Source organism: Phaeobacter sp. G2 (assembly GCA_025163595.1).
In the GTDB taxonomy this organism is placed as follows: Bacteria; Pseudomonadota; Alphaproteobacteria; order Rhodobacterales; family Rhodobacteraceae; genus Pseudophaeobacter.
Map to the genome: position 1 here is coordinate 476,816 of CP104100.1, position 15,413 is coordinate 492,228.

Below are 15,413 nucleotides of genomic sequence, written 5' to 3' on the forward strand. Positions count from 1 at the left end.
AGTTTCCAGCCAGGAACGGGCTGGGGGAGAAGCTTTGGAACCGGGACATTCAGTGGGTCTCCATGCTGAGGCCCATCAGCCGTTCCTGCAGGGCAGCATCGCGGCCAAGGTCCGCCATCTCGCCGGACCAGATCATCCGGCCATCATCCATCACGTTGGCGCTGTCGCCAAGGGCTTTGGCGACGGCAAAATTCTGCTCCACCAATAACACCGAAGCACCCTGATCTTTGAGATCTTTCAGAGCCTTGGCCATGGTCGAGATGATTGCGGGCGCCAGGCCTTTGGTGGGTTCATCAATCAAGTATAGCTTACGTTCTTCGATCATCGCGCGGGCAATCGACAGCATCTGTTTTTGCCCGCCTGACAGCGTGCCGGCATCGGATTTCCAGAATGTTTTCAGCGGCGGGAAGGCGGTGAAGATCCAGTCGAGCCGGGCCGAGTTGATCGGGCCGCTGACCGCGGCGAGGGTCATGTTTTCTTCAACCGTGAGATCGGCAAAGATGCCCATGTCTTCGGGCACAAATCCGATACCAAGACGGGCTATGGCCGGGGTGGGCAGCTTGGTGATGTCGGTGCCGTCAAACAGGATGCGGCCCTGATGGGCGCGCCAGTGGCCGATGATGCTGCGCAGGGTGGTGGTTTTGCCAACACCGTTGCGGCCCAACAGCATGGTGACACCGCCACGGGGCACCGCCAGATCGACGCCCTGTAGAATATGGTACTGAGCGATATTGGTATAGACGCCCTCCAGCGTCAGGATGGCATCAGACATCTGCGAGAATTCCTTCGAGACCACGGCCCATATAGGCTTCTTGTACCACATCCGAGGCCATGACCTCAGCCGGGGCGCCATCTGCGGCCAGGGCACCATTGTGCAACACGATAATGCGATCCGCGAGGCTGCGGATCACGTCCATCTTGTGTTCGACCAGCAGAATGCTGCGGTCTTTTTGCTGTTTCAGCTCGGCAATCAGATCCAGCACCACCGGGGCCTCATCGACGCTCATGCCGGCGGTGGGTTCGTCAAACATATAGACATCCGGGTCCTGAGCGATCAGCAGGGCGACCTCCAGTTTGCGCTGGTTGCCATGGGACAGCTCCGAGACCACCTGATCCCGTTGATCCAGCAGATGCACCCGGGCGAGGATCTCTTCGGCCTGATCCGTCAGGTCCTGGTGGCGCGACACCATGGACCACAGGTTAAAACCACGCCCCAGTTTTGCCTGCACCACCAACCGCAGGTTTTCCAGCACGCTCAGCCCTGGAAACAGATTGGTCAGCTGAAAGGCGCGGCCGATGCCGGCCTTGGTGCGGGCAGAGACCGAGGCGCGGGTGATGTCGCGACCGCGCAGTGACACCTGACCGGCGGAGGCCGGGATCTGGCCTGATATCAAGTTGAAATAGGTGGTTTTTCCGGCGCCATTGGGGCCGACAATCGCGGTGAGCTCACCGGCGTTAAACGCGCAGCTGACGGCATCAACAGCCACATGGCCACCAAAGCGGACGGTCAGGTCACGGGTCTTCAGAATGGGTTGGGTCATTTTGATCTCGGAGTGTTCTCTGCAGGCACGTGCCGCGCAACTGGCTGCGCGCCCGGTCTGAGAAAAGGGGCAGACTGGGGCCGCGCGGCCCGCTGCTGAAAAACCATGGCCCAAAGATGAGATCCCTGGGCCATGGAGATTGACTGTTTACAGGCTTACTGGTTGCGGATCGGGATTGGCATCTCGTCGATCGGCAGTTCGCGTACCAGTTCTGGCACCGCCCATTCCACACCGTCCTGCACGGTCAGTTTGAAGTGGTACATGGTCTGCAGTGCCTGGTGATCCTCCGCCCGGAATCGCATGGTGCCTTTGGGGGTTTCCCATTCCATGCCTTCCATCGTGGTGATCAGCTCCTCGGTATCGGTGGAGCCCGCCTTGCGGATCGCCTCAACTGCGGCGATGCCTGCGGCCATGCCCCCGGCAGTGAAGAAATCAGGCGGCCCATCAAAACGCTCAAAATGGGTTTTGACCAGCCAGTCGTTTACCTCATTGTCGGGCAGCTCGTAGTAGTAATAGGTGCCGCCCTCCATGCCTTCATAGTCTTTGAAACCTTTCAGCGCGGCGAGGATATTGCCAACCCCGGCAAATTCGATGCCAAAGCGGCCCGGATCCATGGCGTTGATCTTGCCCAGCGGGTTGCCACCCCCGGCCCAGATCACAAACAGCTTTTTGGGGCCGTCCAGGTCCTTCATGGCGTTAAAAATGCGCTCACCCGCGGCGGTAAAGTCGGTGGTGTCGGTGGGGGCGTATTCTTCGTGAACCAGTTCGATGCCCTGAGTGGCCAGGGCCTCGCGGAAGGCGGCGACCCCGTCGCGGCCAAAGGCATAGTCCTGCGCCAGAGTGGCGATCTTGACGTTGTCAGCCGCCAGCGCGATGGCGCTGGATACCGCGTCCTGCGATGAATTGCGCGAGGTGCGGAAGATATAGCGGTTCCAGTTGGCGCCGGTGATGCTGTCGGCCACGGCGGGCTCAACAATCAGGATCTTTTCGTATTCTTCGGCAACCGGCAGCATTGCCAGGGCCACGCCCGAGCTGACCGGACCAATGGCGAGATCAACTTCGTCGTCGCCGTAAGCCTCTTCCAGCAGGGCCTTGCCGTTCTCTGGTTTCAGCTGGGTGTCTTTTTCGATCACCACGATTGGCTCACCATTGATCTCCATGGTGCCGCCGGTGGCATATTCCAGCCCCAGCATCAGCCCGTCGTGGCTTTGTTTGGCATAGGCCTCAAACGGGCCGGTCTTGCCATAGATATGGGCAATCTTGATATCTGCAGTGGCGGCCGAAGCCAGTGCCAGTGCAGAGACCATTCCTGCTAGCAAAGTGCGTGTCATGTCGTTCCTCCCTGAGGGCGCGCCAATGTGTAGGGCTGGCGCAGTCTCGCTCCTGTGCCTTCAGGCTAACGGCGGCCTCGCATTTTGGTCAATTGCAGGGAAATACGTATGTCGCCTCTCTCCCGCCCCGCAGGCTTACTGTGCCTCTCCCCCGGCTGCAAGCGACAGCCAGAGGAGCCAGGCAAGGAGCGGCAGGCGCGTTAGAGCGTTGCTGCGATTTCGGTGATGACACCGTGGGCCATCATCACGTCGGCCTGGGTGGTTTCAAACTGACCGGCCTGAAAGCGGATCACCAGATCGCCATCCACCCGCGTCTGAGTGAGGTAAATCCGCCCGTCATCATTGATTGCATTGACCAATTTCAGGTTCAACTCATCCAGATCGGAGGCGCCTTTGGGGGCATAACGAAAGGTCCAAAGCGACCACATCGGCGGGGTGACGATCTCAAAATCCGGTGTCGCTGCCAGCTTGTCATGCAGGGCTTCGGACCAGGTGATGTGGTTGCGCAGGCGCTGCCGCAGGCCCTCCAGCCCATAGGTGCGGATCAGGAACCAGATCTTGAGCGCGCGGAAACGCCGCCCCAGCGGCACTGACCATTCCGAGTAGTTGATGATACCGTCTTTGCCGTGGGTTTTCAGATACTCGGGACTGATCGCCAGAGTCTGCACCAGATCGTCGGGGTTTTTCAAAAAATGCGCCGAGCAATCAAACTGCACGCCCAGCCATTTATGCGGGTTAAAGACAATACTGTCGGCGCGCTCGACCCCGGGCCAGTAATGGCGGTATTCGGGGCAGATCATCGCCGATCCCGCCCAGGCGGCGTCGATATGGCTGTAGAGCCCGTAGTCTTCGGCGATTTGCAGGCATTCATCCACCGGATCGGTGGCGCCGGTGCCGGTGCCGCCAACACAGAGGATCAGCCCGGCAGGCTGCATCCCGGCGGCGATGTCGGCCTCGATTGCTTGGCGCAGGGCGGCAGGGTCCATGCCGCGCCAGTCGCCTTTGATCGGCACGCGCACCAGGTTTTGCTGGCCAATCCCGGCGACCCAGATGGCGCGATCCACCGAAGTATGCACTTCGCTCGAGCAATAGATCCGCAGTGGTTTCTGCGCAAACAGCCCCTGTTGGTTGCCCTGCCAGTTCAGCGCCTTTTCCCGCATGGTGAGGACCGCAGCCAGGGTCGCCGAGGAGGCGCTGTCCTGAATGACACCCTGAAACTCCTCGGGCAGATCCAGCGCCTGGCGCAGCCAGTCCATCATCCGGGTTTCCATCTCTGTGGCCGCCGGAGAGGTCTGCCAGAGCATACATTGTGGCGCGATGGCAGAGGTCAGGAATTCCGCCAGCACCGAGGGCGCAGCGGCATTGGAAGTGAAATAGGCAAAGAAACGCGGGTGCTGCCAATGGGTGATCCCCGGCATCACGATCTCTTCAAAATCGGCAAAGATCGCCTCCATGCCCTCGCCGCCCTCGGGGGGTGTTGCTGGCAGGGCGTTCAGCACCTCGCCGGGTTCGGTGCGGGCGCGCACCGGCTTGTCGCCAACGGTCAGGTGATAGTCCTGCGCCCAATCCGCAATGCGGCGGCCCCAGCCTGAGAATTCATCCCATTTCATTGTCAAAACTCCAGTGTTCGGGCCTTGGCCCGGATAGCCGCCCCCAAGGGGAGGGTGCTGTCCTAATTGCTATACTAAGGGGCGATAATTGGCTGTGCGGTCAGGGCGCTGTCTTGGGTGGTGGCGCCTTCGAAGGTGGAGCCCTCCTCGAACCAGCTGCGCGGCGCCGGTGCCCCCCAAAGCGTTTGGCGCTGTGGGTCTTTCAGGGACCATTTGATGGCCTCGTGGTCGGGATCAACGGTTTGATAATCCGAGCAATAGATCTCGATCCGATGGCCGTCAGGGTCGCGCACATACAGAAAGAAGGCGTTGGAGATACCATGGCGGCCCGGGCCACGTTCGATATTGTCGACATAGCCGGTGGTGGACATCAGATCGAGCAGATCAATGATGTTGAGCGGCGTCGGCACCCAGAACGCGCTGTGATGCAGGCGCGGCCCGGTGCCATTGGTAAAGGCAACATCATGCACGCCGCCCTTGCGGTGCATCCAGGCAGCCCAGACCTTGCCGCTTTCGTCGTCCTCTGTGTACTCCGTCACCCGGAAACCGATCTCGTTGTAAAAGGCGACAGAGGCATCCACATCCGCCGAGAACATGTTGAAATGATCAATCCGCAGGGGTTTTACCCCGTTATAGAGCCGATATTCCTGATGGATCGGTGCCATGCGCTCCATCTTGACGTAGAACTCCAGCGGAATGCCCCAGGGGTCACGGGTGCGCAGGGTGCGCCCCATGTGGGGGCGTTCAACCCAGTCCACCGGCAGGCCTTTGTCGGCAAAGAATGCGGCGGCCTTTTCAAGATCGGGCGCATCGTAAAGCTTAAAGCCCAGCACGCCGACTTCGGCCGTGTCCGCCTGGACCAGCACGATGCAGTGATGGCCGCGCTCCTCCATAGCCCGCAGATAGATGTGGGTGTTGTCTTCTTCGGTGACTTGAAGACCGAGAATCTCGACATAGAATTTGCGAGAGGCGGCCAGATCGGTGACGCGGTACTCCACATGGGACAGCCGAACGATGTTGAAAGGGGGATAAAGCACGGGGGCGGGAACTGGCATGGCTGGGCTCCTGTTGGGGACCGGAAAGCCGAAAGGCTTCACATTTGTTGTTAACATGTGTAGCTTTTGGGGGGTGGTTTGTCAAACAGTGAAAAATCGCGACCGCAATTGCCTTTAGGCAGGATTATGAGTGATAAGCAGATATGAAGAACAGATTGCCCTCTACCGCCCGCTCCTTGCCGATCGCCCTTTTACGGGCGCGTGAACGAGTCATGGGACCGATCCGGCATCTGCTGAGCGATGTGGATCTCACGGAGCAGCAATGGCGGGTGCTGCGGGTGGTGCAGGAAAGCAACGGCATTGATCCAACCGAGATCGCCGATCAGGCCTGCCTGCTGCTGCCCAGCCTGACGCGGATCCTGCAAAAGCTGGACGAAAAAGGCCTGATCAGCCGCGAGCGCGACCAGGTGGACCGCCGCCGCCAGGTGATCCGCATCACCGCGGCAGGGGCCGAAATCATCGAGGCCAATATTGCCGCCAGCATCGCCATCGTCGAGCGCACCCGTGAAAAAATGGGAGAGGAGCGCTATGAGGCGCTGCTGGATCTTCTCAATGAGCTTGATGCGATTGATCTGTGAGCGGGCTTGAGGGGCAGGACCCTAGTCAGCTGCCCGCCGCAGAAAAACCTGAACATCCGCCACATTGGTGCCAGTGCCGCCGCAGATCAGCAGGGCCTCGGCGGCTTTGAGCGCGGCGTAGCTGTCGTTATTGGCCAGCAAAGCGGCAGGGTCTTGGCCCGCCTCGGCAATAGCCTGCCAGGTCTGCGGGGTGGCAAAGCCGCCGGCCGCATCGGTTGGGCCGTCGCGGCCATCGGTGCCTGCGGATAGGAACAGCCAGTCTCCGCTCAGCTCGGAGGCGCCGCGCTGGGCCATGCGCAGGGCCAGTTCCTGGTTGCGGCCACCGCGCCCATCGCCCTGCAGGCGCACGGTGGTCTCCCCGCCAAAGATCAGCGCGACGGGCTGGTCCGCTGGCGCGGCCTTGGCCGCGTGCAGGATTTCTTCAACCGCTTCACAGACATCGCCAGTCAGATGATCGCTGACCAGCTGCGGCTGCCATCCCAGGGCGCGGGCGCGCTCCATCATCGCAGCCAGGCTGTGACGGTTGGAGCCGATGAGGCTGTTTTGTGCCTCCGGCAGGGGGCTGGTGGGCGGCTGCTGTGACAGATGGGTTTTGACTGTCTCGGGCAGATCCTGCCAGATCCCGGCCCGCTGCAACAGGGCGCGCGCCGCCGCGCGATCCCCCAATGGCGAAACGGTCGGTCCCGAGGCAATGGCGCGCAGATCATCGCCAATCACATCCGACAGGATATAGGCCTGCACCGATGCCGGGGCCGCATGGCGCAGCAACCCGCCACCTTTCAGCTCGGACAGGTGCTGGCGCACCAGGTTCATCTCATTAATGTCCAACCCGGAAGACAGCAGCGCCGCACCAACAGCGGCCTTGTCTGCTAGGCTGATCCCCGCCGCAGGCGCCACCATCAGCGACGACCCCCCACCCGAGACCAGCACGGTGATGCGGTCCTGCGCGGTGGTTTGCGACACCAGATCTATGACCGCTGCGCCGGCATCGGCGCTGGCCTGATCGGGCACCGGATGTGACCCGGCCAGAACCCTGGCGCCGGGGACCTCTGTCAGGTTTTCCGGGTTGGTGATCACCAGCGCCTGACGCGGCTCTGGGATATGGCGCAGCATTTCCTGCATCATCGGAACCGCCGCTTTGCCGAGCGCCAGGATATAGTCCTGCCCGCCGGGTTCCAAGGCAGGGAGCGGCGTTGCGAGCAGCGCCTGGCTGAGCGCTTTTGCCGGATCGGCGCGGGTCACGGCGGCGTCAAACAGGGTGCGGGCGTCTTGGGGAAGGGAGGTCATCTTGATCTTTACCTTGCGTTGCCAGCGGGCGAACCCGCGCCGTGTTACCGCTAAATCTATGGCGGTTTTGCCTGAGCGCCAGGGGTTAGGTCAAGGGGGCGGATCGCAGTTGATGCGGGACGCAAAGCGCTGGCGGGGCTAGGTTCCCGGCCTGTGGCGCTTTTGCTGGCGTGGCCCATCGGTTGTGATGCTATGCAGCGACAGGCTGTGATCGGCGTTGCGCATCCGGTGGCGCAGCATCTGCCGGGTCATCCGTGCCAGATCCGCCTGCAGCGCCGGGGCCTGCGCCAGGTTTTCCATTTCGCCGGCGCCCTGATGGTCAAACAGCAGCGGTGGCAGGTCGGCGGCAAACTCCACCAGGCTGAACCGCCCATCGCGCAGAATGGCGAGGCTGGACTGGGATGTCGGGGTGGCAAGCATCTGTTGCCAGATCGTCTGCCCCTGCGGGTCGCCAAAATCCAGCTCGGAATAGGTGTATTGCCGCCAGTCAGAGGGGATTTCACCGCGCAGCAACGGCACCAGCGAGGCACCATCCATTGAATTGGGAATCTCCTGCCCCACCCAGTCCAGAATGGTCGGAGTGAGGTCGATGGATTCGGTCATCTGCTGCACCACAGATCCGGCCCGTGCGCCATTGCCGGGCATGCGGATGATCAGCGGAGTTTTATAGGCGGCGTCATAGACGGTGAACTTGCCCCAGCTGTGGCGGTCGCCCAGCATCTCACCGTGGTCGGCGCTCAGCACCACCAGGGTGTTGTCGTCCTGACCGCTGTCTTTGAGGAACTGCATCACCCGGCCGATATGGGCGTCCACTTCGCTTGCCAGCCCCAGATAAAGCGCCCGCAGGGTTTGAATATTTTCATCCGTTGGCTGCAGATCAGGAAAGCCCAAAACCGTAGAAGCCGGGGGAGAGGCCTGGGTTGTGGGGGTAAAGAACGGATGCATCGCGCATTCCTCCGCCGCCGTGCCATGGCGCAGAGGCAGCGGCAGATCGGCAGGATCATACATCGCATTATAGGGCGCAGGCGCCACCAGCGGCGGGTGCGGGCGAATATAGGTGAGATGGGCAAACCAGCTCTGGTCGCCATAGGCGGGCATGGTGGCCAGAAACCGATTGGTCAAAAAGGCGGTGTCGCTGTCGTCTGCCGAATAGGGCGCCGGATCGTTCAGCCGGGCCGGGCCACCAGTGGGCGAGACCGGCCTGTGCAGATCCCAGTAATTGTCAAATGTATAGCCCTTGGAGAGCAGATCGGCGCGCCAAGGATAGGACATCTCCAGCCGCATCTCCAACATCTCCTGAAAGCCGTCCATATGCTGTTCATAGGTGCGGATGGCTGGATCATTGGGGTGATGGGTGCGGGGGTCACGGGCGGTATCGGTATAACCAAACAGCATCGGAGTGTATCCCGCCTTGCGCATCTCGCCGGGCAGGGTGGGGGTGTCATGGCGCAGCGGGGTGCCGTTGCGCACCGAGCGATGGTTCATCGCATATTGCCCGGTGAGGATTGACGCGCGCGAGGGGCCACAGGGGTTCACCACGGTATAATTTTGCTCAAACGTTACCGCCTCTGCCATCAGGGACCGCAGGTTGGGCAGGGCGACATGCGCGGCGAGCGCGCCTGTCAGGCAATCGGCCCGCAGCTGGTCGATCAGAATGAACAGCACGTTCTTTTTCTGGGCTTGATCGGTGCTCATAGGCTGGAGTCCTTTGTCAGCTGGGGGCCTCATTGGCGCCAGATAAGCCTGTCATTTGTGATTTGGGAAGAGGGTTTCTTGACGGTTTTGACCGATATTGACCGCTATCGAGAGTAATTTTGGGAATTTGTGGGGTTTGCCTTGCCATGTTGGCGCTAACCTGACATTTTGCCGCAAAACTGTGAACTGTATCTGCCGTCTTTGTGGAGTTTTGCCCGATGCCCCGTCCTACAGCGCCGTCCCACCGGGAGGTTGAACTGCTTGAAACCCTGCGGCGGTTGGGCGGATCCGGGCGCAGCGCCGAGCTGGCGATGATGCTGCATGTGTCGGAAGAAACCGTGCGCCGCACCATCAAGGCCCTGGCCAAGGCGGGCTCGGTTGAGCGGGTCCATGGCGGAGCCTATCTGGTGGGGCCGCGCGGCACGGGCGAGGCAGGCCCCAGCTTTTTCCGGCGCATGGGGGAGAACCCAACAGAGAAGGCGCAGATTGCGACAGCGGTTTTGCCCAGGATCACCGATGGCATGACGGTGTTTCTGGATGTGGGATCCACCACCTCCTTTGTGGCAGAGGCCCTGCGGCAGCGTCGTAATCTGACGGTGGTGACCAATTCCATCGGGGTGGCGCAGCTGTTGGCCAACCACAATGGCAACCGGCTGCATCTGCTGGGTGGTGAGATGTGTCGCGACGATCGCGGCACCTTTGGCCCGGTAGCCGAAATGCAAGCTGCCCGGTTTGCCTTTGATGTGGCGATTTTATCTGCCGATGCATTGTCACCAAAATACGGGCTGTTGTTTCACAACGCCGCCGAGGCAGAGCTGACCCTTGCTGTCACTGCTGCGGCTGAGCAGATCATGGTGGTGACCACCCATGCAAAATTCTCCGAGAGCGCCCCACATCGTGGGCCAGACCCGCAGCAACTGACGCATCTGGTCAGTGACCGGGAGCCGGGAAAGAAACTGGCGCGGTCGCTGCTGGACTGGGGGGTGGAGTTCACCCTGGCCACCGCAATATCCGAAGAGGCATGATATGGCCATTTTGACGTTTCTCATCAGCCTGGCTGGGGCGACGATGTTTTTGTTGTTTGCCGTGCGTATGGTGCGCACCGGCATCGAGCGCAGCTATGGCGCCTCGTTTCAGCGGCTTTTGACCGGAACCGGCAGCCAGTTGCATGCGGGTGGTGTCGGCGTTGGGATGGCGCTGGTCCTGCAAAGCTCTGCGGCGGTCACGCTGCTGGTGACGGGCTTTGCCTCTGGTGGGTATCTGGCCTTTCCCACCGGGTTGGCCATCGTGCTGGGGGGCGATCTGGGTTCGGCTCTGATTATTCAGATCCTGTCCTTCGATCTGGACTGGCTGGTGCCGGTGCTATTGGCGGTGGGCGGCTATCTTTTTGTCAAAACCGAGGGCAAGAAAACCCGGCAGGCGGGGCGGATCCTTATGGGGATCGCCTTTATTCTGATTTCGCTGCGCTTTTTGCGCGAGGCAATGGACCCTATCCGTGACAGCGCCTTTTTGCCCGCCGTGGCAGGCTATCTAGCGCGGGACTATATCACTGCCTTTCTGGTGGGGGCGGGGCTTGCCTTTGTGATGCATTCCTCGGTGGCGGCCATTCTGATGTGCGTGACCCTGGTGCAGATCGGCGCCATCCCCTTTGAGGCAGGTCTGTCGCTGGTGTTGGGCGCAAATTTTGGCTCTGGCTTTATCCCTGTCTGGCTGAGCCGCGGGATGAGACACAGCGCGCGGCGCATCCCCTATGCCAACCTCGGCCTGCGCGGCACCTGGGCGGTGACCTGCCTGCTGGTGGTGAATTCTGGCCTGGGTGACAGCCTAAGTGCGAGCCTGGCGGCCGCGCTGCAGATCGGGCCGCAGGTTGGGGCGATGGGTGGGCAGATGCTGGTCTATCTGCATCTTGCCTTCAACGGCACGCTGTTGCTGCTGGCGCTGCCGATCTGCCGCCGACTCGAGCCCTTGATGACACGCCTGATGGCAGAACCCCCGGTGCCGGAAGCTGGCCTGACAGGACGACCACCGAGCGCTTTGGAGCCGGGGCACTATGGCCCACCGGCGCAGGTTCTGGCCAATTTGAAACGGGAACTGTTGCGGATGTCTGATCTGGTCGAGACCATGTTTCGCCCGCTCTCGGACCTGTATAAAACCGGTGACGGCGCGCAGATCAAGGCAGTTCAGGAGCTGGACCCCGAGGTCGATGCCTGCCTGTCAGGGATCCGTTCCTATGTGGCAGATATTCCCGAACAGGACTTTACCCCGGCTGAGCTGAAACAAGCCCGTGAAATGGTGGAATATGCCATCCGCCTGGAAAGCGCCGGCGATGTGGCGGCGCGGCGTTTGGCGGTACTGGCGGGGGAGCTGAACAAAAAACACCTGCGGTTCTCCAAAGAGGGCTGGGATGAAATCCTGCATATGCATGAGGCGATCATGGCCAATCTGCGGCTTGCCTCGAATGTGCTGATTTCAAACGATCTGGAAAGCGCCCGGTTGCTCAACCTGGAAAAGACCGAACTAAAACGGATGGAGCGCGACAGCCGCAAGCGCCACCTGAAGCGGCTGCAGCGGGGCACCGGGCACAGTTTTGAAACCTCGGATATTCATCTGGAAACCCTGCGAGCCCTGCGCGAGTTCAACAGCCACGTGGCGGCGGTCTCTTATCCGTTGCTGTATCAGAATGGCCAGCTGCTGGAGACCCGATTGATCGAAGAGATGGAAGCCAGTTGACCGCGTGAAACAGGCTCTAAACGGGGCGTTTTATCGCCAGAATTAAAAAGGTTTCTCGGAACATGACGCCCTTTGTTGTTGCCATCATTCTGTCAGCCGCGCTGCTGCATGCGGTTTGGAACGCGATTGTTAAAACGGCGGCGGATCGCACCACGACGCTGGGGCTGGTGGCGCTGGGTCACGTCATTCCCGGCGCGGTCATGGTGGCCTATTTGCCGCTGCCGGAATTGGAAAGCCTGGGCTATGTGGCGCTGTCGACACTGATCCATTTTGGCTATTTTTACATGCTGGGACAGGCCTATCGCCATGGCGACCTGAGCGTGGTTTACCCCATCGCCCGTGGCGTTGTCCCTGCGCTGGTGGCGCTGTGGGCGATGGTTTTTGCCGGGGAGTTCCTGCCGCTGCAGGCCTGGTTCGGCATTGGCCTGATTGGCCTGGGGATCCAGCTGAGCAGCTGGCAGGCGCTGAAATCGGGGGTGGGCAGCACTGCGTTGCGGTATGCGCTGGGCACTGGGGTCTGTATTTCGCTCTATTCTCTGGTCGACGGTCTCGGGGTCCGCCTGTCGGGCAATACGCTCAGCTATTGGGCCTGGGGCGCCTTTGGGCATCTGTTTATTGCCGCCTTTATTGGCCTGCGCCGACGGCAGGTGCTGGCGCAGATCCCGGCGCGCAGTTGGTTGATCGGCATTCTGGGTGGCTTTGTCTCGATGACGGCCTATGGTCTTGTGCTCTTTGCGAAAAACTTCGCACCGCTGGGGGCGGTCTCGGCCCTGCGCGAAACCTCGGTCATTTTTGCCGCCCTGATTGGCTTTGTTTTCCTGCGGGAAGGCAACTGGATGCGCCGTCTCGGGGCGGCTGTGGTGATGGCGCTGGGCGTGGCCATGATCGGGCTGTCTGTTTGACAGGCACTCGCCCTGTCCAAGCCGGGTTGCAAGGCTGTTTACATTGACGGAACGGCTTGGGAGGCGCAAACTCCTGTTACGACACCACCTTATTCTGCAAGGGTTAAGGAGAATCGGGCGATGTCACCTGAAAACTGGAGCCATTTTTTTGCCGCTGCGGCATTTTGGCCTTATCAGTTTTTGAAACTGTCACTGTTTGTTGGGCGCAATGCCTCGCACTCTTTAATGTACCAAAAACAATAAAAAACGATACCAACAAACCCACTAGGGAGAAATTTGAATATGACTACCAAATCTAGCGTCACTCGCCGGACCCTGCTGAAAAGTGCCGGTGCGGCTGCTCTTGCAGCGCCGCTCTATTCCAAAAGCGCGCTGGCGTCTTCGGGTGAAGTCAACATTCTGATGTGGTCGGACTACCTGCCCCCAGCCTTTATCGAAGGCTTTGAGGCAAAGACCGGCATCAAGGTGAATTACACCGGTATTGGTTCCAACGAGGAAATCATCAACAAGATGAAGGCCACCAAGGGTCAGGGCTTTGACATCGTCTCGCCCACCAACAACCGGTCGCTGCAGTGGGGACCACTGGAGCTGCTGAAACCCTTTGACATGAACAAAGTCAACATCGACGCGGTGAACCCGGCGATGGCAAAAATCGGCACATCGGCATGGAACTTTGACGGCGCCGGCGTGCATTGGCTGCCTCATATCTGGGGCACCGAAGGTGTCGCCTACCGCACCGACAAATGGCTGCCAGCCGGCGACGCGCCGTCCTATGGCGATGTCTGGTCGGAAGAAAACGCCGGCAAAACCATGGGCCGTGCCCATTCGATGATGCTGGGCGCGGGGCTCTACATGGAAGCCTCTGGCGCAATGGAGCCTGGCTCCGTCTGGGCGGCTTATGGTGACGAAGACACCATGCGCGAAGTTTGGGGCAAGATCACCGACTGGTGTATGGCGCGCAAAGACCGGATCAAGCTGATCTGGAACGATGCCGACACCCAGAAAAACGGTCTGCTGAACGAAGGTGTTGTGGTTGGTCAGACCTGGGATGGCCCACCACTGGCGCTGAAAGCAGCAGGTGAGCCAGTGCATTATCAAGCGCCTGTTGAAGGCGCGATGGCCTGGGTTGACGGCATGTCCATGCCCGTTGGTGCCAAGAACGAAGAGCAGGTCTATGCCTTCATCGACTACGCCTTTGGCAAGGAAGCTGCTGGTAAGGCGATCGACAGCCACGGCTACAACTCGCCGGTTCTGGGTGCAGATACCTTCTCGGGGGATGTCTACAAAAAGAACTTTGCCGAAGCCTATCCTGGCGACAGCCTGGCCAATCTGAACCCCTGGCCTGCCGAAGCGCCTTGGTATGCTGAAGTGCGGACCGAGTTCGTCAATAAGTTCAAAAGCGCCTGATCCGTTTTTGAGCCAACTGGCCCCTGGATCGTCCAGGGGCCAGCCTGGGCGCCATGCATGTCCCATGGACGCATCACACACATCTGAATGAACAGAGCAGCCTGTTTGCGCCGGGGGTATTCTCCACCGGGCAAAGGAGCTGTGAGCTGAGGAGAGACCACATGAGTGCTGGGGTCGGCGTAGATCTTGAAAACCTCTGGATCCGCTTTGGAGATTTTGTCGCCGTGCGCGACGCAAATGTGCATATCAACGGAGGCGATTTCTTTTCCTTCCTTGGGCCTTCTGGCTGCGGCAAAACCACGATTTTGCGCGCTGTTTCGGGGTTTTTAGACCCTAGCGAAGGTCAGGTGTTGATTGGCGGCAAGGATATGAAGGGCATCGGCCCGAACAAACGTCCCACTGCGCTGATCTTTCAGAATCTGGCGCTGTTTCCGCTGATGAAGGTCTGGGAGAACATAACCTTTTCCCTGGAAATTAAAGGTGTGTCGGCGCGGGACCGTCGCAAGCGCGCAGATGAGCTGCTGGACATGATCGCGCTGCCGGGGCAGGGCGACAAACTGCCCTCGGAGCTGTCAGGCGGCCAGCGCCAGCGGGTGGCCATTGCCCGTGCTCTTTGTGCGGAACCGGATGTTTTGCTGCTGGATGAGCCACTTTCGGCGCTGGACTTGAAACTGCGCCAGCACATGCGCACCGAGCTGCGGGAAATTCAAAAACGCGTTGGCATCACCTTTATCTACATCACCCATGATCAGGGCGAGGCGCTGACCATGTCCGATAATATCGCGGTGATGCGCGCAGGTGTCATTGATCAAATTGGTGATGGCAAGACCATCTACAATGACCCGGCCACCGCCTTTGCTGCGTCTTTTGTCGGCGAAAACAACGTATTCCGGGGCAAGGTGAAACAGGTGACGGGCGACACCGCAATGATCAGCACCAACCGGTCAGGGGATCTGCTGGCGCGGGTTTCTTCGGCCAATCAGGGCAAGATGAAACCGGGGGATGACGCGATGATGTTCATCCGTCCCGAAGCCTTTGCCCTGGCACCGGTCGGCACCGAAGGCGATCACTTTGTCACCGCCACCGTCACCAACGAAGAATTTGAAGGCAATAGTTTCAATATCTTCATGGAAGGCGAAGGCGGCAAGGAAATGAAGGTCTCGTTGCCGAACCTTGGCCAGTCTTTTGACAGCCACAAGGGGCAACCGATGACCCTGCAATATGATGTCCAGAACGCTGTGGCCCTGCCCGCTGGCGATCTGGCCACCGAATAGGGA

Annotated in this window: 13 protein-coding genes; 6 read left to right on the forward strand and 7 right to left on the reverse strand. The window is 60.3% G+C overall.

Going from position 1 to position 15,413, the window contains the following annotated elements:
* Positions 1-49: 49 nt before the first annotated feature.
* The 5 genes from N1037_02245 to hpaD all read right to left on the reverse strand — a co-directional run bounded on the left by N1037_02245 (position 50) and on the right by hpaD (position 5,537).
* The gene (locus tag N1037_02245) at positions 50-772 is read right to left on the reverse strand and encodes an ABC transporter ATP-binding protein (GenBank protein ID UWS79863.1); all 723 of its coding nucleotides are present in this window, start codon (positions 770-772) and stop codon (positions 50-52) included.
* Complete coding sequence (locus tag N1037_02250; protein UWS79864.1) at positions 765-1,541, reverse strand: ABC transporter ATP-binding protein; 777 nt, start codon at positions 1,539-1,541, stop codon at positions 765-767. The genes N1037_02245 and N1037_02250 overlap by 8 nt, the downstream gene beginning before the upstream one ends.
* Positions 1,542-1,696: 155 nt before the next feature.
* Entirely contained in the window at positions 1,697-2,872 is a 1,176-nt protein-coding gene (locus N1037_02255; protein UWS79865.1) for a substrate-binding domain-containing protein, read from the reverse strand.
* Between the two features lie 200 nt (positions 2,873-3,072).
* Positions 3,073-4,482, reverse strand: coding sequence for a pyridoxal-dependent decarboxylase (locus N1037_02260; protein ID UWS79866.1), 1,410 nt, complete (start codon positions 4,480-4,482; stop codon positions 3,073-3,075).
* 74 nt (positions 4,483-4,556) lie between these two features.
* The gene (gene hpaD, locus N1037_02265) at positions 4,557-5,537 is read right to left on the reverse strand and encodes a 3,4-dihydroxyphenylacetate 2,3-dioxygenase (GenBank protein ID UWS79867.1); all 981 of its coding nucleotides are present in this window, start codon (positions 5,535-5,537) and stop codon (positions 4,557-4,559) included.
* A gap of 143 nt (positions 5,538-5,680) precedes the next feature.
* Here hpaD and hpaR point away from each other — a divergent pair, with 143 nt between their 5' ends.
* Positions 5,681-6,115: a homoprotocatechuate degradation operon regulator HpaR gene (hpaR, locus tag N1037_02270; GenBank protein ID UWS79868.1), complete on the forward strand. Its 435-nt coding sequence runs from the start codon at positions 5,681-5,683 to the stop codon at positions 6,113-6,115.
* Between the two features lie 21 nt (positions 6,116-6,136).
* Here hpaR and N1037_02275 read toward each other — a convergent pair whose 3' ends face one another.
* Positions 6,137-7,402 carry a DUF4147 domain-containing protein gene (locus N1037_02275; protein ID UWS79869.1) on the reverse strand — a complete coding sequence of 422 codons (1,266 nt, stop codon included), beginning with the start codon at positions 7,400-7,402 and terminating at the stop codon, positions 6,137-6,139.
* 138 nt (positions 7,403-7,540) lie between these two features.
* Complete coding sequence (locus N1037_02280) at positions 7,541-9,097, reverse strand: sulfatase-like hydrolase/transferase (protein UWS79870.1); 1,557 nt, start codon at positions 9,095-9,097, stop codon at positions 7,541-7,543.
* 218 nt (positions 9,098-9,315) lie between these two features.
* Here N1037_02280 and N1037_02285 point away from each other — a divergent pair, with 218 nt between their 5' ends.
* The 5 genes from N1037_02285 (at position 9,316) to N1037_02305 (ending at position 15,410) form a co-directional block, all read left to right on the forward strand.
* Positions 9,316-10,122, forward strand: coding sequence for a DeoR/GlpR family DNA-binding transcription regulator (locus N1037_02285; protein ID UWS79871.1), 807 nt, complete (start codon positions 9,316-9,318; stop codon positions 10,120-10,122).
* 1 nt (position 10,123) lies between these two features.
* Positions 10,124-11,827: a Na/Pi cotransporter family protein gene (locus N1037_02290; GenBank protein UWS79872.1), complete on the forward strand. Its 1,704-nt coding sequence runs from the start codon at positions 10,124-10,126 to the stop codon at positions 11,825-11,827.
* A 62-nt stretch (positions 11,828-11,889) separates the two neighbouring features.
* Positions 11,890-12,729, forward strand: coding sequence for a hypothetical protein (locus N1037_02295; GenBank protein ID UWS79873.1), 840 nt, complete (start codon positions 11,890-11,892; stop codon positions 12,727-12,729).
* A gap of 282 nt (positions 12,730-13,011) precedes the next feature.
* Positions 13,012-14,136, forward strand: a complete 1,125-nt coding sequence (locus N1037_02300; protein ID UWS79874.1) for an extracellular solute-binding protein — start codon at positions 13,012-13,014, stop codon at positions 14,134-14,136.
* A gap of 161 nt (positions 14,137-14,297) precedes the next feature.
* The gene (locus N1037_02305) at positions 14,298-15,410 is read left to right on the forward strand and encodes an ABC transporter ATP-binding protein (GenBank protein UWS79875.1); all 1,113 of its coding nucleotides are present in this window, start codon (positions 14,298-14,300) and stop codon (positions 15,408-15,410) included.
* Positions 15,411-15,413 lie beyond the last annotated feature (3 nt).

Excerpts from the sequence above, each read along its gene's own strand:
- N1037_02245 (UWS79863.1), bottom strand. The coding sequence starts at position 772 with ATGTCTGATGCCATCCTGACGCTGGAGGGCGTCTATACCAATATCGCT.
- N1037_02250 (UWS79864.1), bottom strand. The coding sequence starts at position 1,541 with ATGACCCAACCCATTCTGAAGACCCGTGACCTGACCGTCCGCTTTGGT.
- N1037_02255 (UWS79865.1), bottom strand. The coding sequence starts at position 2,872 with ATGACACGCACTTTGCTAGCAGGAATGGTCTCTGCACTGGCACTGGCT.
- N1037_02260 (UWS79866.1), bottom strand. The coding sequence starts at position 4,482 with ATGAAATGGGATGAATTCTCAGGCTGGGGCCGCCGCATTGCGGATTGG.
- hpaD (UWS79867.1), bottom strand. The coding sequence starts at position 5,537 with ATGCCAGTTCCCGCCCCCGTGCTTTATCCCCCTTTCAACATCGTTCGG.
- hpaR (UWS79868.1), top strand. The coding sequence starts at position 5,681 with ATGAAGAACAGATTGCCCTCTACCGCCCGCTCCTTGCCGATCGCCCTT.
- N1037_02275 (UWS79869.1), bottom strand. The coding sequence starts at position 7,402 with ATGACCTCCCTTCCCCAAGACGCCCGCACCCTGTTTGACGCCGCCGTG.
- N1037_02280 (UWS79870.1), bottom strand. The coding sequence starts at position 9,097 with ATGAGCACCGATCAAGCCCAGAAAAAGAACGTGCTGTTCATTCTGATC.
- N1037_02285 (UWS79871.1), top strand. The coding sequence starts at position 9,316 with ATGCCCCGTCCTACAGCGCCGTCCCACCGGGAGGTTGAACTGCTTGAA.
- N1037_02290 (UWS79872.1), top strand. The coding sequence starts at position 10,124 with ATGGCCATTTTGACGTTTCTCATCAGCCTGGCTGGGGCGACGATGTTT.
- N1037_02295 (UWS79873.1), top strand. The coding sequence starts at position 11,890 with ATGACGCCCTTTGTTGTTGCCATCATTCTGTCAGCCGCGCTGCTGCAT.
- N1037_02300 (UWS79874.1), top strand. The coding sequence starts at position 13,012 with ATGACTACCAAATCTAGCGTCACTCGCCGGACCCTGCTGAAAAGTGCC.
- N1037_02305 (UWS79875.1), top strand. The coding sequence starts at position 14,298 with ATGAGTGCTGGGGTCGGCGTAGATCTTGAAAACCTCTGGATCCGCTTT.